19 protein-coding genes and 1 other RNA gene are annotated in these 18,506 nt (G+C 53.2%); 5 read left to right on the top strand and 15 right to left on the bottom strand.

Annotated features, from left to right (window positions below; all coding sequences use genetic code 11):
- Nucleotides 1-12: 12 nt before the first annotated feature.
- Nucleotides 13-591 carry a YecA family protein gene (locus IM290_RS04295; protein ID WP_003860099.1) on the bottom strand — a complete coding sequence of 193 codons (579 nt, stop codon included), beginning with the start codon at nucleotides 589-591 and terminating at the stop codon, nucleotides 13-15.
- A 167-nt stretch (nucleotides 592-758) separates the two neighbouring features.
- Between IM290_RS04295 and zapA the strand changes: the two genes are divergently transcribed.
- The 3 genes from zapA (at nucleotide 759) to IM290_RS04280 (ending at nucleotide 1,934) form a co-directional block, all read left to right on the top strand.
- Nucleotides 759-1,088: a cell division protein ZapA gene (gene zapA / locus IM290_RS04290; RefSeq protein WP_003860096.1), complete on the top strand. Its 330-nt coding sequence runs from the start codon at nucleotides 759-761 to the stop codon at nucleotides 1,086-1,088.
- A 41-nt stretch (nucleotides 1,089-1,129) separates the two neighbouring features.
- A non-coding RNA gene (gene ssrS, locus IM290_RS04285) (6S RNA) lies at nucleotides 1,130-1,313 on the top strand.
- Nucleotides 1,314-1,337: 24 nt separating this feature from the next.
- The gene (locus tag IM290_RS04280) at nucleotides 1,338-1,934 is read left to right on the top strand and encodes a 5-formyltetrahydrofolate cyclo-ligase (protein ID WP_193041488.1); all 597 of its coding nucleotides are present in this window, start codon (nucleotides 1,338-1,340) and stop codon (nucleotides 1,932-1,934) included.
- A gap of 256 nt (nucleotides 1,935-2,190) precedes the next feature.
- On the opposite strand, the gene serA is transcribed toward IM290_RS04280, so the two are convergent.
- Together serA and rpiA are read right to left on the bottom strand one after the other, a co-directional pair.
- On the bottom strand, nucleotides 2,191-3,423 hold the full coding sequence (gene serA / locus IM290_RS04275; protein WP_017692705.1) for a phosphoglycerate dehydrogenase: 1,233 nt from the start codon (nucleotides 3,421-3,423) through the stop codon (nucleotides 2,191-2,193).
- A gap of 266 nt (nucleotides 3,424-3,689) precedes the next feature.
- Nucleotides 3,690-4,349 carry a ribose-5-phosphate isomerase RpiA gene (gene rpiA / locus IM290_RS04270; protein WP_003860091.1) on the bottom strand — a complete coding sequence of 220 codons (660 nt, stop codon included), beginning with the start codon at nucleotides 4,347-4,349 and terminating at the stop codon, nucleotides 3,690-3,692.
- A 127-nt stretch (nucleotides 4,350-4,476) separates the two neighbouring features.
- On the opposite strand from rpiA, the gene argP reads away from it, so the two are divergent.
- Entirely contained in the window at nucleotides 4,477-5,370 is an 894-nt protein-coding gene (gene argP, locus IM290_RS04265; protein ID WP_003860089.1) for a DNA-binding transcriptional regulator ArgP, read from the top strand.
- 42 nt (nucleotides 5,371-5,412) lie between these two features.
- Here argP and IM290_RS04260 read toward each other — a convergent pair whose 3' ends face one another.
- Both IM290_RS04260 and argO read right to left on the bottom strand, forming a co-directional pair.
- Entirely contained in the window at nucleotides 5,413-6,135 is a 723-nt protein-coding gene (locus IM290_RS04260; RefSeq protein WP_032654935.1) for an oxidative stress defense protein, read from the bottom strand.
- Between the two features lie 92 nt (nucleotides 6,136-6,227).
- A complete protein-coding gene (argO, locus tag IM290_RS04255) occupies nucleotides 6,228-6,863 on the bottom strand; it encodes an arginine exporter ArgO (RefSeq protein ID WP_193041489.1) in 636 nt (211 codons plus the stop codon).
- Nucleotides 6,864-7,063: 200 nt separating this feature from the next.
- On the opposite strand from argO, the gene IM290_RS04250 reads away from it, so the two are divergent.
- Nucleotides 7,064-8,122: an ABC transporter substrate-binding protein gene (locus IM290_RS04250; RefSeq protein WP_193041490.1), complete on the top strand. Its 1,059-nt coding sequence runs from the start codon at nucleotides 7,064-7,066 to the stop codon at nucleotides 8,120-8,122.
- A 46-nt stretch (nucleotides 8,123-8,168) separates the two neighbouring features.
- Here the strand turns inward: IM290_RS04250 and mscS are convergent, their stop codons facing one another.
- The 10 genes from mscS to cmtB all read right to left on the bottom strand — a co-directional run bounded on the left by mscS (nucleotide 8,169) and on the right by cmtB (nucleotide 18,259).
- On the bottom strand, nucleotides 8,169-9,023 hold the full coding sequence (mscS, locus tag IM290_RS04245; RefSeq protein ID WP_040118073.1) for a small-conductance mechanosensitive channel MscS: 855 nt from the start codon (nucleotides 9,021-9,023) through the stop codon (nucleotides 8,169-8,171).
- 186 nt (nucleotides 9,024-9,209) lie between these two features.
- A complete protein-coding gene (gene fbaA, locus IM290_RS04240; RefSeq protein WP_017692704.1) occupies nucleotides 9,210-10,289 on the bottom strand; it encodes a class II fructose-bisphosphate aldolase in 1,080 nt (359 codons plus the stop codon).
- Between the two features lie 92 nt (nucleotides 10,290-10,381).
- Nucleotides 10,382-11,545, bottom strand: coding sequence for a phosphoglycerate kinase (gene pgk / locus IM290_RS04235; protein ID WP_015571809.1), 1,164 nt, complete (start codon nucleotides 11,543-11,545; stop codon nucleotides 10,382-10,384).
- A 49-nt stretch (nucleotides 11,546-11,594) separates the two neighbouring features.
- Nucleotides 11,595-12,614 carry an erythrose-4-phosphate dehydrogenase gene (gene epd, locus IM290_RS04230; RefSeq protein ID WP_015571810.1) on the bottom strand — a complete coding sequence of 340 codons (1,020 nt, stop codon included), beginning with the start codon at nucleotides 12,612-12,614 and terminating at the stop codon, nucleotides 11,595-11,597.
- A gap of 293 nt (nucleotides 12,615-12,907) precedes the next feature.
- Nucleotides 12,908-13,618 (bottom strand): nucleoside/nucleotide kinase family protein, encoded by a 711-nt coding sequence (locus IM290_RS04225; protein WP_193041491.1) that lies wholly within the window; start codon nucleotides 13,616-13,618, stop codon nucleotides 12,908-12,910.
- Complete coding sequence (locus tag IM290_RS04220; protein ID WP_015571811.1) at nucleotides 13,615-14,124, bottom strand: MltR family transcriptional regulator; 510 nt, start codon at nucleotides 14,122-14,124, stop codon at nucleotides 13,615-13,617. The genes IM290_RS04225 and IM290_RS04220 overlap by 4 nt, the downstream gene beginning before the upstream one ends.
- Nucleotides 14,125-14,139: 15 nt before the next feature.
- Nucleotides 14,140-15,111: a class II fructose-bisphosphatase gene (gene glpX, locus IM290_RS04215; RefSeq protein ID WP_193041492.1), complete on the bottom strand. Its 972-nt coding sequence runs from the start codon at nucleotides 15,109-15,111 to the stop codon at nucleotides 14,140-14,142.
- Nucleotides 15,108-16,385: a zinc-binding dehydrogenase gene (locus IM290_RS04210; protein WP_193041493.1), complete on the bottom strand. Its 1,278-nt coding sequence runs from the start codon at nucleotides 16,383-16,385 to the stop codon at nucleotides 15,108-15,110. The genes glpX and IM290_RS04210 overlap by 4 nt, the downstream gene beginning before the upstream one ends.
- 23 nt (nucleotides 16,386-16,408) lie before the next feature.
- Entirely contained in the window at nucleotides 16,409-17,788 is a 1,380-nt protein-coding gene (locus tag IM290_RS04205; protein ID WP_126291047.1) for a PTS mannitol transporter subunit IICB, read from the bottom strand.
- Nucleotides 17,789-17,815: 27 nt separating this feature from the next.
- Entirely contained in the window at nucleotides 17,816-18,259 is a 444-nt protein-coding gene (cmtB, locus tag IM290_RS04200; protein WP_023295399.1) for a PTS mannitol transporter subunit IIA, read from the bottom strand.
- Nucleotides 18,260-18,506 lie beyond the last annotated feature (247 nt).

Genomic DNA, 18,506 nt, shown 5'->3' with positions numbered 1-18,506 from the left:
GCGTTATTTTTCTTAGTGTAATGTTGGCTTGCGAACTTCCGGCGCGGTCGGCTGCGAGCGCGTAAAGTTGTCGTGACACAGCAGAGACGCCACGCGCACGTACTCGATAATCTCTTCGAGAGACATCTCCAGCTCTTCCTGGTCTTCGTCTTCATCGTAGCCGAGCTGGGCGATGTTACGCAGATCGTCGATCGCTTCACCCGCTTCGCCGGTCACTTTATCCAGTTTAGGCTGGGTTACGCCCAGGCCAAGCAGATAGTGGTTTACCCAACCCGCGAGCGCATCAGCGCGATCGAAGACGCTGACATCATCGCCTTCAGGCAGATAAAGCTGAAAAAGAAAGCCATCGTCTTCCAGGGAATCGCTGGTTGCGGCGTGCATTTTACGCAGCGCTTCCGCCAGTTCGTGGCCAAACGCCAGCCCTTCGTTGGTGAGGTCGTGGATCAGCGGCTGCCATGAGCTGTCGCTGTTTCCGCCGCACAGTATGCCGCTGATCAGACCGTGCATTTCGGCAGGGGTCAGACCGACTCCCTGCTGGTTCAGTAACTGGTTTAAATCCTTGTAACCAGGCATTTCGTTCTGTATAGACATACGCATTCGTCATCAAAGGGAGGATATTCATGATATGCTACCACTTTGGACCCTGGTGATACCAGAAAAGGGCTTGTATCTTCACATCAGGGTAGCTATAGTGTCGCCCCTTCGCAGCCCCCGGGGCAGTAAGCGAAGGCAGCGCAGTCAATCAGCAGGAAGGTGGCATGTCTGCACAACCCGTCGATCTCCAGATTTTTGGCCGTTCACTGCGAGTGAATTGTCCGCCTGAACAAAGGGATGCCTTGAATCAGGCTGCGGACGATTTGAATCAGCGGTTGCAAGATCTAAAAGAACGCACTAGAGTCACAAATACTGAGCAGCTGGTTTTCATCGCCGCGTTGAACATCAGCTATGAACTGACTCAGGAAAAAGCGAAGACCCGCGATTACGCGGCAAGCATGGAGCAGCGCATTAAAATGCTCCAGCAGACCATAGAACAGGCATTGCTTGATCAAGGTCGCAGTCCCGAAAGACCGGGACCAAAGTTTGAATAACACTTCTCAGTTGACTATGGTAGAGTAACTGTGAAGACAAAATTTCTCTGAGATGTTCGCAAGCGGGCCAGTCCCCTGAGCCGATATTTCATACCACAAGAATGTGGCGCTCCATGGTTGGTGAGCATGCTCGGTTCGTCCGAGAAGCCTTAAAACTATGACGACACATTCACCTTGAACCAAGGGTTCAAGGGTTACAGCCTGCGGCGGCATCTCGGAGATTCCCTCTCTTTTCTTCTACCGACTACCATGACTCAACTCCCTGAAGTTTCTGCTTCACGCCAGGACATCCGTCAGCTTATTCGCCAGCGTCGTCGCGCCCTAAGCGCCGAGCAACAGGCACAGTTTGCTCAGCAGGCCGCCGCCCGCATGATGGCCTATCCCCCTGTGGTGATGGCAAACACCGTCGCCCTGTTTCTCTCGTTTGATGGTGAGCTGGATACCCAACCGCTTATCGACCAGCTCTGGCGCGCCGGGAAAAAAGTTTACCTGCCGGTTCTGCATCCCTTTAGCCCGGGCAATCTGCTGTTTCTGCACTACCATCCGCACAGCGAGCTGGTGGTGAATCGTCTAAAAATCACCGAACCCAAACTGGACGTGCGCGACGTGCTCCCGCTTTCCGGGCTGGATGTGCTGATTGCGCCGCTGGTGGCGTTTGACGAGCAGGGCCAGCGATTAGGCATGGGCGGGGGGTTCTACGACAGGACGCTGCAAAACTGGCAGCAGTACGGGTTGCAGCCGGTGGGCTATGCGCATGATTGCCAGGGCGTGGAGGCATTACCCGTAGAGAAATGGGATGTGCCGTTACCGGCGGTAGTGACGCCCAGTAAAACCTGGACCTGGTAGAACAAAGCCGGGTGGCGGCTACGCCTTACCCGGCCTACATAAATCCTCGAACATTGTAGGTCGGGTAAGCGTAAGCGCCACCCGACACACAAACCGCACGACAACTGTAGGTCGGGTAAGGCGCAGCCGCCACCCGACGCCACAGACCGCACGAACATTGTAGGTCGGGTAAGCGTAAGCGCCACCCGACACGCAGACCGCACGAACATTGTAGGTCGGGTAAGCGTAGCGCCACCCGACGCCACAAACCGCACCATCAGTACAACAGGCGCGCGCGAATCGTCCCCGGAATGGCCTTCATGCTCTGCAATGCTTTCTCGGCGATGTCTTCATCCGCTTCGATATCAATCACCACATAACCCATCTGCGAGTTAGTTTGCAGATACTGCGCGGCAATGTTAACGCCCTGCTCGGCAAAGATCTGGTTGATGGCGGTCAGCACGCCAGGACGGTTTTCGTGGATGTGCAGCAGACGACGCCCACCGTGCAGCGGCAGAGACACCTCCGGGAAGTTCACCGCAGAGAGCGTTGAACCGTTGTCGGAATATTTGCTCAGCTTACCCGCCACTTCCAGGCCGATATTCTCCTGCGCTTCCTGAGTAGAACCGCCGATGTGCGGCGTCAGGATCACGTTGTCGAACTCGCACAGCGGAGAGGTGAACGGATCGCTGTTGGTGGCCGGTTCCGTCGGGAATACGTCAATCGCCGCACCCGCCAGATGCTTACGCTTCAGCGCGTCGCACAGCGCAGGAATGTCAACCACAGTGCCGCGCGCGGCGTTGATCAGCAGAGAGCCCGGCTTCATCAGCGCCAGCTCTTCCGCCCCCATCATGTTTTTGGTGGACGCATTTTCCGGCACGTGCAGGCTGACCACGTCGCTCATGTTCAGCAGATCAGAGAGATGCTGCACCTGCGTCGCGTTACCCAGCGGCAGCTTGCTTTCGATATCGTAGAAAAACACGTGCATGCCGAGGGATTCCGCCAGAATACCGAGCTGCGTACCGATATGGCCGTAACCGATAATCCCGAGCTTTTTACCACGCGCTTCGTAGGAGCCCGCAGCCAGCTTATTCCACACGCCGCGGTGCGCTTTAGCGTTAGCTTCCGGAATGCCGCGAAGGAGCAGCAGCAGCTCGCCAATCACCAGCTCCGCCACGGAACGGGTGTTGGAGAACGGCGCGTTAAAGACCGGGATACCGCGTTTGGCGGCGGCATTCAGATCAACCTGGTTGGTGCCGATGCAGAAACAGCCAATCGCCACCAGCTTTTCCGCCGCAGCAATAACGTCTTCAGTCAGTTGGGTACGGGATCGCAGGCCAATGAAATGGGCATCACGGATGGACGCTTTCAGCTCTTCAGTGTCCAGCGCGCCTTTGTGAAATTCGATGTTGGTGTAGCCTGCTGCGCGAAGGCTATCGAGCGCTTTCTGGTGCACGCCTTCAACCAGCAGGAATTTAATCTTGTCTTTCTCCAGTGATACCTTTGCCATTTACCCGACCCTGTTTTTATCTGAACTGATGTTGTGCTGGATTTAAATCCCGTGCAGCCAACATATCAAAAAAAACTATTGCAGCAATATGAACGTTTGCGTCGGCACTCTGAAGAAAAGTCATACAGAGCAAAATGGCAGAGGAAAATGCTGCGGAAAATTACGAACGTGGCAGGATCGGCAAAAGAGGCGGAAAAACGTGACACAAGTCACCGAATTTAGCTTTTCAAAAATTTTTTAGCGGGGGGAGCGTTCCCCCCGTCAGATCATTTTACGATGGTTTTTACACCGTCAGCCGTGCCGATCAGCGCCACGTCCGCGCCACGGTTGGCAAATAACCCTACGGTAACGACGCCTGGAATGCCGTTGATCGCATTTTCCAGCGCAATGGCATCGAGGATCTCAAGGCCGTGAACGTCGAGGATCACGTTGCCGTTGTCGGTCACCACACCCTGACGGTATTCCGGACGACCGCCCAGCTTCACCAGTTGACGAGCCACGGCGCTGCGCGCCATCGGGATCACTTCGACCGGCAGCGGGAAATTCCCCAGAATGTCGACCTGCTTGGAGGCGTCCGCGATGCAGATGAACTTATCCGCAACGGAGGCAATGATCTTCTCGCGCGTCAGCGCCGCGCCGCCGCCTTTGATCATCTGCATATGGCCGTTGATTTCATCCGCGCCATCAACGTAAATGCCCAGACGGTCCACTTCGTTGAGGTCGAAAACGGTGATGCCGAGGCTTTTCAGCTTTTCCGTGGAAGCATCGGAGCTGGAAACCGCGCCCTCGATCTGCCCCTTCATCGTGCCCAGCGCATCGATAAAGTGCGCCGCCGTCGACCCCGTACCAACACCGACAATGGTACCCGGCTGTACGTACTGGAGAGCGGCCCATCCTACTGCTTTTTTCAGTTCATCCTGCGTCATGATCGTTTTGCCTGTGGTGTGAAAACTCAGGGCGCATTATAGAACACGTCGAATGGATTTCGTCTGCCACGAAGGGAAAATTGTGTCATAGTGCAGATTAAGCAAAATTAAGGAGTCAGCCAGAGCAATGAAACGTCCGGACTACAGAACACTACAGGCACTTGATGCAGTTATTCGTGAACGCGGTTTTGAGCGCGCGGCGCAAAAGCTGTGCATCACCCAGTCCGCCGTATCACAGCGTATCAAACAGCTTGAAAACATGTTCGGGCAGCCGCTGCTGGTGCGTACCGTACCGCCGCGTCCGACGGAGCAAGGACAAAAGCTCCTCGCCCTGCTGCGGCAGGTTGAACTGCTGGAAGATGAGTGGCTGGGCGATGAACAGACCGGCTCCACGCCGCTGCTGCTGTCGCTGGCGGTGAACGCCGACAGTCTGGCGACCTGGCTGCTGCCGGCCCTTGCGCCGGTGCTGGCCGACTCCCCTATCCGCCTGAATCTCCAGGTTGAAGACGAAACCCGCACCCAGGAGCGCCTGCGTCGCGGCGAAGTGGTTGGTGCGGTCAGTATTCAGCCTCAGGCGTTGCCAAGCTGTCTGGTGGATCAGCTGGGCGCGCTGGATTACCTGTTTGTCGGTTCAAAAGCTTTTGCCGAGCGCTACTTCCCGAACGGTGTGACCCGCGCCGCGCTGCTGAAAGCGCCTGCCGTCGCTTTCGACCATCTGGACGATATGCATCAGGCCTTCCTGCAACAAAACTTCGATCTGCCGCCGGGCAGCGTACCGTGTCATATCGTTAACTCGTCCGAAGCCTTCGTACAGCTCGCGCGTCAGGGAACCACCTGCTGCATGATCCCGCATTTGCAGATTGAGAAAGAGTTGAAAAGCGGTGAGCTGATTGATTTAACCCCGGGGCTGTATCAGCGCCGGATGCTGTACTGGCACCGTTTTGCGCCGGAAAGCCGCATGATGCGCAACGTCACTGACGCGCTGCTGGCGTTTGGGCATAAGGTGTTAAGACAGGATTGAAAAACTAGCCGGGTGGCGGCTTCGCCTTACCCGGCCTACGGGTTACTGAGCGGGCTTTTCAGTCGGCTCCAGCTGGAACACCACATCAACCTGATCGTCGAACTGAATGGTTGGCTGCTCGTAGGTTTCCTGAGCAGAAACCGGCGCGGCGTCCGCCTTCATCATCCGAACCATCGGGCTTGGCTGGTAGTTTGAAACGTGGTAGCGCACGCTGTAAACCGGACCGAGCTTGGTCTTGAAGCCGGATGCCAGCTGCTGCGCCTGATGAATGGCATCATCAATCGCCGCTTTACGCGCTTCGTCTTTATATTTCTCCGGTTGCGCAACGCCCAGCGAGACGGAACGAATTTCGTTCAGCCCAGCCTTCAGCGCACCATCCAGCAATCCGTTGAGCTTATCAAGCTGGCGTACAGTCACTTCCACAGTACGCACGGCGCGATAGCCTTTCAGGATGCTTTTGCCGTTCTGGTAGTCGTAATCCGGTTGGGTACGCAGGTTCGCAGAGCTGATGTCTTTTTTCGCGACACCGTTCTGTTCCAGGAAAGAGAGGTATTGCGCAACACGATCGTCTGCCTGTTTCTTGGCGGAAGCAGCATCTTTCGCCGCCACGTTCACTTCAATTGCCAGGGTTGCAACATCCGGTACCGCATCCACGCTTGCCGTGCCTGAAGTGACAATGTGCGGGCCGTTTGGCAGTTCATTCGCCTGCACCGACACCGTACCTAAACTTACTAATGCCGCCAGGGCCATCACCTTAAACTTCACTGTCATTCCTCCATGTTGCGAAGAGTGCCCTGTTAACAGGGCTCATGCCAGCAAGCTTAGCGGGTCTTGTTCAGATGTCCATAAGACAACGCTTAGTTGAACAGTCCCTGTACGTGATGAATCCCCTCTTTCGCCAGCAGGAAGGCAATAAACCACATCACCAGCCCCACCAGCGTGTTAATGATGCGCTGCGCTCTGGCAGTCCGCAGCCGTGGCGCCAGCCACGCCGCCAGGATCGCAAGACCGAAGAACCAGAGGAAGGAGGCGCTGACCGTACCGAGCGCAAACCAGCGCTTGGGCTCAACGTCCAGCTGTCCACCCAGGCTGCCGAGCACCACAAAGGTATCAAGGTAGACGTGCGGGTTAAGCCACGTCACGGCGAGCATGGTGACGATAATCTTCCAGCGCCCCTGCTTCATCACTTCGGCGCTCGCCAGCTCAAGATTGCTGCTCATGGCCGTTTTCAGGGCGCCAAACCCGTACCACAGCAGAAACGCTACGCCGCCCCAGGTAACCAGCGCCAGCAGCCACGGCGACTGCATCAGCAAGGCGCTGCCGCCAAAAATCCCGGCGCAAATCAGTAGCAAATCGCTCACCGCGCACAGCAGGGCAATCATCAGATGATACTGGCGGCGAATGCCCTGGTTCATCACAAACGCATTTTGTGGACCAAGGGGAAGGATCATGGCCGCACCTAATGCAAGCCCTTGAAAATAGTAAGTTAACATTGATAACTCTCAGGCAGTTTTCTCTACGTGCAGACTATACTGCGTGACCATCATTAGATAAAATTTAAAATTTTAATGGTTAATTAGAATCACTAATAAAACCCTGCTGTATACAATATTAAGATTTTATAAAACCTGCCCTCTCGCGACCCGGCGTATGCTGTATTGCCCCAGGCCGAAAAATTCTCACAGGAAATCATATGAAACATCAAGGCGTTGCAATGGTCATCTCCGCCATATTTGCGCTCTTAACGGCATTTCCGGCCATAGCGAATGCAGAAAAGATACTTCGCTACACGGACCACGAACCGTACGGCAATATGCGTACGCAATTTATCAAAAACGTTTTCTTTAGTGAGATTGAAAAAGAATCGCAAGGCCGCCTGAAAATTGAAGCCCACTGGAAAGGTGATATATCAAGTAGTTACAATGCGCTAAGTACGCTTGGCCAGGGCACCAGAGCTGATATTGGCATCGTTGTCCCTGAATATACAGCTGAGCAACTGCCGCTTCATCAAATATTCAAAAGCTTTCCCCTGGGGCCTGCAAACGGCGAGGCCCAGGTGCGCTTCTTTCATCGCGTGTTCCAGCAATATCCACAGTTTGCCCGCGAGCTTGGGCAGAATAACCTGGTGAATTTGCAGTTCTTCCTGGGTTATCCGGTCGGGTTCTTTACCCGTCAGCCAGACGTTAAGCTGAAGCAGCTAGAGGGAACAAAATGGCGAACCGCCAGCTTCTGGCACCAGTCATTTTTGCGCAATGCTGGCGGAGCTACCCTGGCAATGCCCTGGAATGACAAGATTACCGACGCGTTGCGCACGGGACAGTTGAATGGCCTTATGGTGAATCTCGACAGCGGAGATGACATACATGCGCAGCGCGCGGCGCCCTACATTCATTATTCTCCTGCGCTCTGGCTGGGGCATGTCTACCTTCTGGTTATAAATAAGGACACCTTAAACGCACTGGACGAGCGGGATCGTCTTGCTATTCGTCGTGCAGCCGAAACCACGGAGAAACAACTCGGTGCGGCGTTGGACAGCGGGCTGGCTTCTCTCACCACGCGTCTGGAAAACGAAGGCGCTAAGCTTCATCTTCTGAGCCGTGATGAGCAATTGGAATGGCAGAAAGCAACGCGATATCAAGAGGTTCAGGAGGAATGGGTACGGCAACAGGAAAGTAAGGGTAATACGGACGCAGGCAAATTGATGCATGAGCTACGTTTATTGCTGGAGGCTAACGCCCGGCAAAAGCGATAGGCTCAACGCCCGCATACAATGCGGGCGTTGTCTGAACTGACGGGCGTTAGTCAGCTTCTTTCACTTTTTTGAAGTTCACATCCATCTGCGGATAAGGGAAGCTGATGCCGTTGGCGTCAAAGTCACGCTTGATGCGTTCCAGCACGTCCCAGTAAACGTTTTGCAGATCGCCACTTTTACTCCAGATGCGCACCACAAAATTAATGGATGACGCGCCTAGCTCGTTCAGGCGAACGGTCATTTCGCGATCTTTAAGAATGCGGTCATCTGATTCGATGATATCGGTAATCAGCTTTTTCACCAGCTCAGTATCTGAATCATAGCCAACCCCGATAATGAGTTCATTACGGCGAACCGGCTCACGAGAGAAGTTAGTAATGTTGCCATCAATCACTTTCTTGTTTGGCACAATGACGATTTTGCCGTCTGCCGAACGCAGCGTGGTGGAGAAAATCTGCACGTTCAGCACGGTGCCCGCAGTGCCACCGAGATCAACATACTCTCCGGCACGGAAAGGACGGAACGTCACTAACAGTACGCCAGCTGCAAGGTTAGCCAGCGAGCCCTGAAGAGCGAGACCTACGGCCAGACCAGCGGCACCAAGTACGGCAATGACCGAAGCGGTTTGTACACCGACCCGCCCCATTGCCGCAATGAGGGTAAACGCAATAATCCCGTAACGCACCAGCGCAGAAAGGAAATCAGCAACGGTTGCATCGATATGACGGGATAGCATTACGCGATTAACGCCCCTGGAAACCGTACGGGCAATAATCATCCCCACGACAATGATGGCAATTGCTGCCGCAATATTCACAGCGTAACTAATCAGGAGCGCCTGGTTGCGCACCAGCCAGGAGCCAGCGTTATTGATGCTATCTACAACACCGAGATCTTCCATTTATCTTTCCTTATGCTCATAAAAACCACAAAATCTATCCCACACGGAGACAGGCAGGTCAGTAAAGGGTAAACAAAAAGCCATGATATTGCCAAACAGATCACAAAAACAGAGGCATCAGGCTATTGAAAAGGCATAAAAAAGGCCCGCATATGCGGACCTTCTTGACGCTATGAACAGCTCAAATTACAGAACGTCAACCGCGTTCAGTTCTTTGAATGCCTGCTCCAGACGAGTAATCATAGAAGTCTGGGCAGCGCGCAGCCATACGCGTGGATCGTAGTATTTCTTGTTCGGCTGGTCTTCGCCTTTCGGGTTGCCCAGCTGACCTTGCAGGTAAGCTTCGTTGGTTTTGTAGTATTGCAGGATACCGTCCCAGGTTGCCCATTGGGTGTCGGTATCGATGTTCATTTTCACTACGCCATAGCTTACGGAATCTTTGATTTCCTGAGCAGAAGAACCGGAACCGCCGTGGAAGACGAAGTTCAGGCTGTTGTGCGGCAGGTTGTGTTTCTTAGACACGTATTCCTGAGAATCACGCAGGATGGTCGGGGTCAGAACCACGTTACCTGGTTTGTATACGCCGTGTACGTTACCGAAGGACGCTGCGATGGTGAAGCGTGGGCTGATTTTGCTCAGCTCGGTGTAAGCGTAATCAACATCTTCTGGCTGAGTGTACAGAGCAGAAGCGTCCATGTGGCTGTTGTCCACACCGTCTTCTTCACCGCCGGTGCAACCCAGTTCGATTTCCAGGGTCATGCCCATTTTGGACATACGCGCCAGGTACTTAGAGCAGATCTCGATGTTTTCTTCCAGAGACTCTTCGGACAGGTCGATCATGTGAGAAGAGAACAGTGGCTTACCGGTTGCTGCGAAGTGTTTTTCACCTGCGTCCAGCAGACCGTCGATCCATGGCAGCAGTTTTTTCGCGCAGTGGTCAGTATGCAGGATAACCGGAACACCGTAGTGCTCAGCCATCTGGTGAACGTGATGTGCGCCAGAGATAGCACCCAGGATAGCAGCGCCCTGAGGAACGTCAGTTTTCACGCCTTTACCTGCGATGAACGCAGCGCCGCCGTTAGAGAACTGAACGATAACCGGTGCTTTAACTTTTGCAGCGGTTTCCAGTACGGCGTTGATGGAGTCGGTACCTACGCAGTTAACTGCTGGCAGAGCGAAGTTGTTTTCTTTAGCTACCTGGAACACTTTCTGTACGTCATCACCAGTGATAACGCCAGGTTTTACGAAATCAAAAATTTTAGACATGTTGCTTAGTCCTGTATCTTCGGCCGTTAGAAAAGGTGCGAGCTCTGATAAGCGCGCTGAAAATTGGGCAGGTTTCCCTGCCCCTGAATGGCTTACTTCTTAGCGCGCTCTTCGAGCATTGCTACTGCTGGCAGGACTTTACCTTCCACGAATTCGAGGAATGCGCCGCCACCAGTGGAGATGTAGGAGATCTTGTCAGCGATACCGAACAGATCGATAGCTGCCAGGGTGTCACCACCGCCTGCGATAGAGAACGCTTCGCTGTCTGCGATAGCATTAGCCACGATCTCAGTCCCTTTGCGGAAGTTCGGGAATTCGAACACGCCGACAGGACCGTTCCACAGGATAGTTTTTGCGTTTTTCAGGATTTCAGCCAGTTTCTGTGCAGAAACGTCGCCCAGGTCCAGAATCTGCTCTTCATCTTTGATGTCGTTAACAGACTTCAGGGTTGCAGTAGCAGTTTCTGAGAACTCGGTAGCTACACGAACGTCAGTTGGAACCGGGATATCACAGGTGCTCAGCAGACGTTTGGCTTCGTCAACCAGATCCGCTTCGTACAGGGATTTACCCACGTTGTGGCCTTGCGCAGCAACGAAGGTATTCGCGATACCACCACCAACGATCAGCTGGTCAGCGATTTTGGACAGGGAATCCAGTACGGTCAGTTTGGTAGAAACTTTAGAACCACCAACGATAGCGACCATTGGACGAGCAGGTTCTTTCAGAGCTTTACCCAGCGCTTCCAGTTCGTCAGCCAGCAGCGGACCTGCACAGGCGACGTCTGCGAATTTACCGATACCGTGGGTAGATGCCTGCGCACGGTGAGCCGTACCGAATGCATCCATCACGAATACGTCGCACAGCGCAGCGTATTTTTTGGACAGGGTTTCGTCGTCTTTCTTTTCGCCTTTGTTGAAGCGAACGTTTTCCAGAACAACCAGCTCACCTTCGGCAACTTCCACGCCGTCCAGGTAATCTTTCACCAGGCGAACCGGGCTGGACAGTTTGTCTTTCAGGTAATTAACAACCGGCAGCAGAGAGAACTCTTCGTTGTACTCGCCTTCAGTTGGACGGCCCAGGTGGGAGGTGACCATCACTTTAGCGCCCTGCTTCAGCGCCAGTTCAATGGTTGGCAGAGATGCACGGATACGCGCGTCGCTGGTCACTTTGCCATCTTTAACCGGTACGTTCAGATCGGCACGGATGAAAACGCGTTTACCTGCCAGATCCAGATCGGTCATCTTAATTACAGACATGGTGAATCCTCTCGTTGATTCTTAAAGTTTTGCAAGCGCAAGGTGCGCTCTACCTGAAACCTTTTGCGGCCATGGCTAACGTGGTGTCGAGCATTCGGTTAGCAAAGCCCCATTCGTTATCACACCAGACCAGCGTCTTGATAAGGTGCGCACCACTGACTCGCGTCTGCGTGCCATCCACGATGGCGCTGTGCGGGTCGTGGTTAAAATCTACTGAGACCAACGGTAATTCCGTATAGTCAACTATACCATGAAATGCTCCCTGTGCCGCTTTTTGCAGCAACAGGTTGACTTCACAGGCTTTTACCGGTTTTTTCACCGTCACGCTAAGATCGATTGCGGTGACGTTTATCGTCGGCACGCGCACGGCAATCGCTTCGAAACGGTCGTTAAACTGCGGGAAAATACGGGTGATCCCGGCAGCCAGTTTCGTATCCACCGGAATGATGGACTGGCTCGCCGCGCGAGTGCGCCGTAAATCCGGATGGTAGGCGTCGATTACCTGCTGATCGTGCATGGCGGAGTGAATCGTGGTCACGGTGCCGGATTCAATGCCATACGCATCGTCTAACAGTTTAATGACCGGAATAATGCAGTTGGTGGTACAGGAGGCGTTTGAGACAATGCGGTGTTCAGCTTGCAGCTCATGCTGGTTGACGCCAAACACGACGGTGGCGTCGAGGTCGTTACTGCCGGGATGGGAGAACAGCACTTTTTTCGCGCCAGCATTCAGATGCGCTTCGCCATGTTCACGGTTACCGTACACGCCGGTACAGTCCAGAACCACATCCACACCCAGTTCGCGCCAGGGCAGCCCTTCAATACTGTTCTCATGCAGCACGCGGATGGCATCGTCACCGACGAACAGCTGTTCCCTTTCCTGGCGAACGTCCCAGGCAAAGCGACCGTGGCTGGTGTCATATTTCAACAAATGCGCCATGCCCGCAGCATCCGCCAGTTCATTGATTGCCACCACGGTGATTTCCGCACGACGCCCGGATTCATATAAAGCACGAACCACGTTGCGTCCGATGCGACCGAAGCCATTAATCGCTACGCGTACGGTCATAGATCTCCTGCAAAGCTATCCCTGAGTTTGAGGTGGCTGAAAGAGTAATCCAGCGACGCCCGAAGGGGAATCCTTGCTGTCACAAACTGCGATTGATTGGTCAATTGTCGAACATTTAATCGACTGAAACGCTTCAGCAAGAATAAGCGAATCGGGGAATAAAAGGAATCTCTGTCCAGATTAAGAGCGATTTTATCTGATCTCCATCACATTTTTCCGGAATAATCCCTTTTCATCCCGCCACGTAAAAACGCGGCGGGTCGACCGGAGCCCCTACTGAAAGCCGCTGAGGATCAGACGAGTCGGTATTCGCCATTTGCCGACATCATCAGTTCAACATTGGCAGGACGGCTGTGACGCAAAACACGCTCCACGTTTGGCCCGTCGGTGCGCGCATAAAACGCGTCGGCGTCGGCCTGAGAGAGTCCGCCGGCCAGCTTACGTCCAACCAGGCGCGTATGTAAGGCTTCGGCGGGGGCGCGAATAAACAATGAAAAATCACAGTATTCCATCAGCGTTCGCCATCGTTCGTCATCAAGCAGCAGCCAGTTCCCCTCAACAATCACGACAGGGGCCGTTACCACGATTGCATCTTCGACAGGGTCGTGCGTTTGCCGGTCATACTGCGGCCAGGTACCGTCGCCCTCTTTTATCTGCCGCAGATGTTGCGCCAGCCTGTCGACATCAAAGGTCTCCGGGGCGCCTTTGTACGCGCGCAGGTTATGCGCTTCCAGCCAGACGTTGTAGTGATGAAATCCATCCATTGGCAACGTCTGAATCGGAGCGAGCCCCTCCATCTGACGAGAGAGATATTCCCAGAAGGCGGTCAGCGTGGACTTGCCCGTACCGGGCGGGGCGCTGAGAAAAACAATCGTACGTCTGCTGGCGCTGGCGAAATGCCGTTTCGCCAGTTGCCGCAGCAAAGGCTTATGAACATTTTCAATTTCGTCGTCAGGATAATGTGCTTCTACATATAGCCCATTGACCGTTAGCCCAATTTTCACGGCGTAAGTTCCTTTAAAATTGTCGTTACCGCCAGGGTGAGCGCCGTCTTGATCATTGCGGTAAAGCGCACCTCAGACCATGCGGCAAAGTCAGCAAATTTCATCGACTCCAGCGCGCTGAATAACGTCGCGTTACGGGTGATGCAATTAACGTTGCTGATAAAATCCCAGGTGATGTCATCGGCGAAGCCAGGGATCGTATCCTGCTCGTTCAGATACTGATAAAACTGCGAAAAATGCGTTATGTCGGCGTAGAGCCATTTTTCCATTTTCCCCAGCGCATAGATCAGGCGTAACGCCACATCGATGTCATCAAGCGGCCCACTCCGGGCGAGTAACGGCTTCACTGCATATTCCACGATCTCTTCATCGTTATCGACAAACAGCGACGGCAGAAAACATTTAATGCCCTGGAGTAAAAAAGACTGTGCCGTCGTCATAAATGCGAGGAGGTTATTCTGAGCATCCAGTTGCTCAAGCACATCGTCTTCTGTCAGTGTCGTCATTTGTATCTCGATAAATCACCGTGAATGCAGAGAGTCTATTATATTACACGTTCGATCTGCGCCGCCGATCAGTAAAGTTTGCGTGCGCACACCCTTCGCAACCTGTTGAATACCTTTAACCAGTTCGCCGCCAGTCACGCCCGTCGCGCTGAACAGGATGTCATTGCCCTTTACCAGTTCGCTAAGGGTATAGATACGATTGACTTCCACCTTCATCTCCGCACAGCGACGGTGCTCCTGCACGGCGACCCTACGGTTCTCAGGACTCTCCCCTTTCGCTTCACAAAAATCGATCAGCTCCGCCTGCATATCGCCACCCAGCGCTTTCACCGCGCAGGCGGAGATCACCCCTTCCGGCGCGCCGCCTGTGGTGTACATCAGATCATAGGGATTATCCTGTAAGCAGGTCAGAACGCTGGCAGCGACGTCGCCATCGGGCAGCGCAAACACTTTCACGCCCAGCCGCGTCGCCTCGACAATTGCATTTTGCAGGCGCGGTTTGTCCAGCGTCACCATCCGCAGATGCTCCAGCGGCTTGCCCAGCGCCCGGGCAACGTTGCGAAGATTCTCTGCCAGCGGGAGAGCGAGGCTGATTGCCCCGGCTGCCGCTGCGTTAACCACCAGTTTTTTCATGTACATATCAGGGGCATGAAACAGGCTGCCCTCAGGCGCAAACGCCATCACAGCCAGCGCATTGCTTTGCCCCATCGCCACCATGCGGGTGCCCTCGATGGGATCGACGGCAATATCCACCGCCGGGCCGACGCCGCTGCCGATCTCCTCGCCAATCCACAGCATTGGCGCATGGTCAATCTCACCTTCGCCGATAACGATACGCCCGCGAATCGCTATCGCGTTTAGCGCCTCACGCATGGCGGTTACCGCCAGCCCGTCGATTCGGTTTTTATCGCCGCACCCGGTTTGCGGCCAGGCGGCCAGCGCCGCCTGTTCGGTCACGCGAAAGAGCGGCCACGCCAGAGACATCATGCCTCAGCCTCCCCAATATCCACCCCAAACTGCGCCAGAAGATAGCGCTCTGCTTTTTCATTCCAGATGCCGTGAGTCTCTTCCACAAGCCTTGCCAGCTCCCGGAAAAGCGGGTCGGTTTTACCCTTTTCGGCAAAATCGGCAATGGCCGTTAACGGCATGGTGACACCGTTATAGATAAGCTTCTTGCCACCAGGAATGTCCGGCAGATTGAGCACCGTATGCGGCACCGCATCAAGGCCGCCGATGTGGGTCACCATAAACGACGGCTGGAGCTGACCCGTTGCACTCAGCGCAATCGCCTCTTTCATGTCTTCCGTCGAACCGCCGGAGGTGCCCACCACGTGGGTACTGTTGTAATGGACGTTGTAAAAATTAAATGGCACCTTGAAATTGCTGTCCGTTGGTCCGGCGAAGAAATTCAGGCACCCGTCCTCGGCGAGAAGATCGTCTGCCAGTTCAATGACCGCCGGAACCGCGGCATAGACAAACACGTCGTCAAAGCCTGCATTGTCAGTTAATGCGCGTAACGTAGCGGCAGGGTTCTCCAGTTCGGAGGTATTGACATAGATAAGCTCAATACCCTTTTGTGCCGCCAGCTCAACCGGCAGTAATTTTTTTGCCTGCGCGAGGCGGGCCTCATCAATATCCACCACCACAACGCGCGACGGCTGAATCCCGCCGTTAATCGCATAATCAATAGCGCCAATTCCCATCGGCCCGGCGCAGGCCAGAAGCGCAATATTACCTCCCGGCTTCACACCCATCCGGTGCTCATAGACATATTGCGTCGTATGATAATTGGCGTTATACGCGCCGATAATGCAGCACATGGGTTCCGCCAGCGAAGCCGCCGCAAAATAGGAGCCGTGATAAGGTAAAACGCAGCCCAGATTAATCGCGACTTCTGGAATAATCATATACGTCGCATTGCCGCCAAAATATTCATAGCTGTAGCCAGCAGAATAACCGGTCGGTAATCCCATTGCCGGTTGTAAAACAAAGCGCTGACCTTTTTTATATTTTCCGGTCAGATTTTTCCCGACCTCAACAATCACCCCGGCGCATTCATGTCCGGTGATGACCGGATGTTTTTCCAGATCGTCCGGCACACGTTTATGTTCACTGCCTAATTTCGCTGCCTTCCAGGTTGATAAACAAACGCTGTCAGAAATTACGCTCACCAGCAGTTCATTGTCGCTTATTTCGGGCAGTTCAAATTCACGGATACGAACATCCTGCTTGCCATAAATGGCAGCCACTTTCGTTTTCATAATGACTCCAGGAACCAGATAGATTAATTCGCCGTTAAATGCTTAAAGAGATCGTCAAGCTGCGGATCGCCGAGATAGTTTTTTATCAGCACTAACGGTTTGTCACTGACCCGTTTAGCGCGCCCTTCCAGGCTGGCATGGGTAACAATAATGTCCGCATCGTCAGGCACATTTTCGATGGCGTAATGTTTTACGTCGATATCTCGCCCGGCCTTTTCCAGACGTTTCCGGAATGTCGTCGCGCCCATAGCGCTGGAGCCCATTCCGGCATCGCAGACAAAAGCGATGCGCTTAATATCCCGATAAGAAAACTTGCCTTCCTGCTTCATGGCTTTTACGGCTTTGGCAGAATCATTGAAAGTATCTTCCGTTTCAGCTTCATGGCTTTTATCCATTTTTAAGATCAGGGAGGTGACTGCAAAAGAGACCAGCGTGCCTGCCGTTACGCCAGCAATCGTTGCGAGAAAAGCACCCTTAGGCGTTAAAGCGAGATAGGCGAAAATCGAACCCGGACTTGGGCCAGCAACCAGCCCGCCGCCCAACAAATTAAATATCCACGTTCCGCTCATGCCGCCAGCGATCATCGCAATCAGCGTCAGCGGTTTCATCAGTACGTAAGGGAAATAGAGCTCGTGAATGCCGCCCAGGAAGTGAATAATCATCGCGCCAGGGGCTGATTTCTTTGCCATCCCTTTGCCAAAAAAAGTAAAAGCCAGCAGCAGACCTAATCCCGGCCCGGGGTTGGAGGCCACCATAAAGAAGATGGATTTACCCGTTTCGGAAGCCTGCTGCATTCCCAGCGGATAATAAACACCCTGATCGATAGCGTTATTTAAAAACAGGATTTTTGCCGGTTCGTTAATCAGCGACAGCAGCGGCAAATAGCCCGCATGCACCAGTGCTTCAATACATTCTTTGATAAAGTTATTGGCAATTAACACCGCAGGGCCGATCACTTCAAATCCCAGCAGGCAGAGGAGCATGCCCGCAATACCCAGCGAGAAGTTGTTGATGACCATCTCAAAACCAGCGGGAATGCGTTTATCCAGCAGCCGATCGATGTGCTTAATCACCAGACCGCCGAGTGGCCCCATGATCATTGAGCCGAGGAACATAGGAATATCCGCGCCGATAATCACGCCGATAGTGCCGATTCCCCCCATCACCGCCCCACGTTTGCCACCAACCAGGTGTCCACCGGTAGAGCCAATCATCACCGGCAATAAATAGGTGATCATCGGACCGACAATTTTGGCAAAATGCTCATTTGGCATCCAGCCGGTTGGAATAAATAATGCGGTAATAAATCCCCAGGCAATAAAAGCGCCAATATTCGGGATGACCATTGCAGTCAAAAAGCCCCCAAAAGCCTGGACCTTTGCACGAGCAGACTTGTGTTCCATAATAATGTCCTGTAAAGGAGAGAATAATTATGCGCGAGCGATAATATCCGCCAACTGCTTTTCTGACTTAGCGGTTAACAACGCCGACAGTTTATCTTCTTCACATAATAATTCGCTTAATGCCTGGATAGCGCCGATATGTGAATCCGCATCCGCCGCCGATAAACCAATGAGTAATTTCACGGGCTCATCGTCGTCGGCAAACTGCACTTCCTGTTTAAGAAGCGTTAATGACATACCTGTTTTTAAGGCACCGCACTCCGGACGGGCATGAGGCATCGCTACACCCGGAGCGAGAATGTAATAAGGACCATTAGTAAGCGTCGAGGTTTTAATTGCTTCAATATAACCAGCGTTAATATAATGATTTTGCAGCAAAGACGACATGGACAAATCAATGGCTTCCTGCCAGTCCTTTGCTGCGGATTTTATTGATATTGAGGATTCAGGGAAATAATCAATTAACCGCATATATCATCCTTATTTTATTTTTAGGGTACAACGTATCGCTAAAAACAAAATACGCCTGCGGTAAAATGAAATCAAACGGGGAGAAAATAGCGAGAGTGTCAGACTGTATTTTAATAAAACGAACAAAAACAAATCGTTAAAAACGAAAAATAAAAAAGCAAGTCTATATATGTGATACCCATTGCAAATTACACACATCACGACTTTACGTATTTGTGATATAAATCACCAAATATGTATTGTTATA

The sequence above is a fragment of the Enterobacter cloacae complex sp. S1 genome (assembly GCF_014930525.1).
GTDB classification, from domain to species: domain Bacteria; phylum Pseudomonadota; class Gammaproteobacteria; order Enterobacterales; family Enterobacteriaceae; genus Enterobacter; species Enterobacter hormaechei_C.
The sequence above is the reverse complement of the archived record's forward strand: the minus strand, read 5'-3'. Positions and strand labels throughout refer to the sequence as shown.

Bases quoted from the DNA above. Each gene is read 5' to 3' on its own strand.
- IM290_RS04295 (WP_003860099.1), bottom strand. From the start codon at position 591: ATGTCTATACAGAACGAAATGCCTGGTTACAAGGATTTAAACCAGTTA.
- zapA (WP_003860096.1), top strand. From the start codon at position 759: ATGTCTGCACAACCCGTCGATCTCCAGATTTTTGGCCGTTCACTGCGA.
- IM290_RS04280 (WP_193041488.1), top strand. From the start codon at position 1,338: ATGACTCAACTCCCTGAAGTTTCTGCTTCACGCCAGGACATCCGTCAG.
- serA (WP_017692705.1), bottom strand. From the start codon at position 3,423: ATGGCAAAGGTATCACTGGAGAAAGACAAGATTAAATTCCTGCTGGTT.
- rpiA (WP_003860091.1), bottom strand. From the start codon at position 4,349: ATGACGCAGGATGAACTGAAAAAAGCAGTAGGATGGGCCGCTCTCCAG.
- argP (WP_003860089.1), top strand. From the start codon at position 4,477: ATGAAACGTCCGGACTACAGAACACTACAGGCACTTGATGCAGTTATT.
- argO (WP_193041489.1), bottom strand. From the start codon at position 6,863: ATGTTAACTTACTATTTTCAAGGGCTTGCATTAGGTGCGGCCATGATC.
- IM290_RS04250 (WP_193041490.1), top strand. From the start codon at position 7,064: ATGAAACATCAAGGCGTTGCAATGGTCATCTCCGCCATATTTGCGCTC.
- mscS (WP_040118073.1), bottom strand. From the start codon at position 9,023: ATGGAAGATCTCGGTGTTGTAGATAGCATCAATAACGCTGGCTCCTGG.
- fbaA (WP_017692704.1), bottom strand. From the start codon at position 10,289: ATGTCTAAAATTTTTGATTTCGTAAAACCTGGCGTTATCACTGGTGAT.
- pgk (WP_015571809.1), bottom strand. From the start codon at position 11,545: ATGTCTGTAATTAAGATGACCGATCTGGATCTGGCAGGTAAACGCGTT.
- epd (WP_015571810.1), bottom strand. From the start codon at position 12,614: ATGACCGTACGCGTAGCGATTAATGGCTTCGGTCGCATCGGACGCAAC.
- IM290_RS04220 (WP_015571811.1), bottom strand. From the start codon at position 14,124: ATGACGACACTGACAGAAGACGATGTGCTTGAGCAACTGGATGCTCAG.
- glpX (WP_193041492.1), bottom strand. From the start codon at position 15,111: ATGATGTCTCTGGCGTGGCCGCTCTTTCGCGTGACCGAACAGGCGGCG.
- IM290_RS04210 (WP_193041493.1), bottom strand. From the start codon at position 16,385: ATGAAAACGAAAGTGGCTGCCATTTATGGCAAGCAGGATGTTCGTATC.
- IM290_RS04205 (WP_126291047.1), bottom strand. From the start codon at position 17,788: ATGGAACACAAGTCTGCTCGTGCAAAGGTCCAGGCTTTTGGGGGCTTT.
- cmtB (WP_023295399.1), bottom strand. From the start codon at position 18,259: ATGCGGTTAATTGATTATTTCCCTGAATCCTCAATATCAATAAAATCC.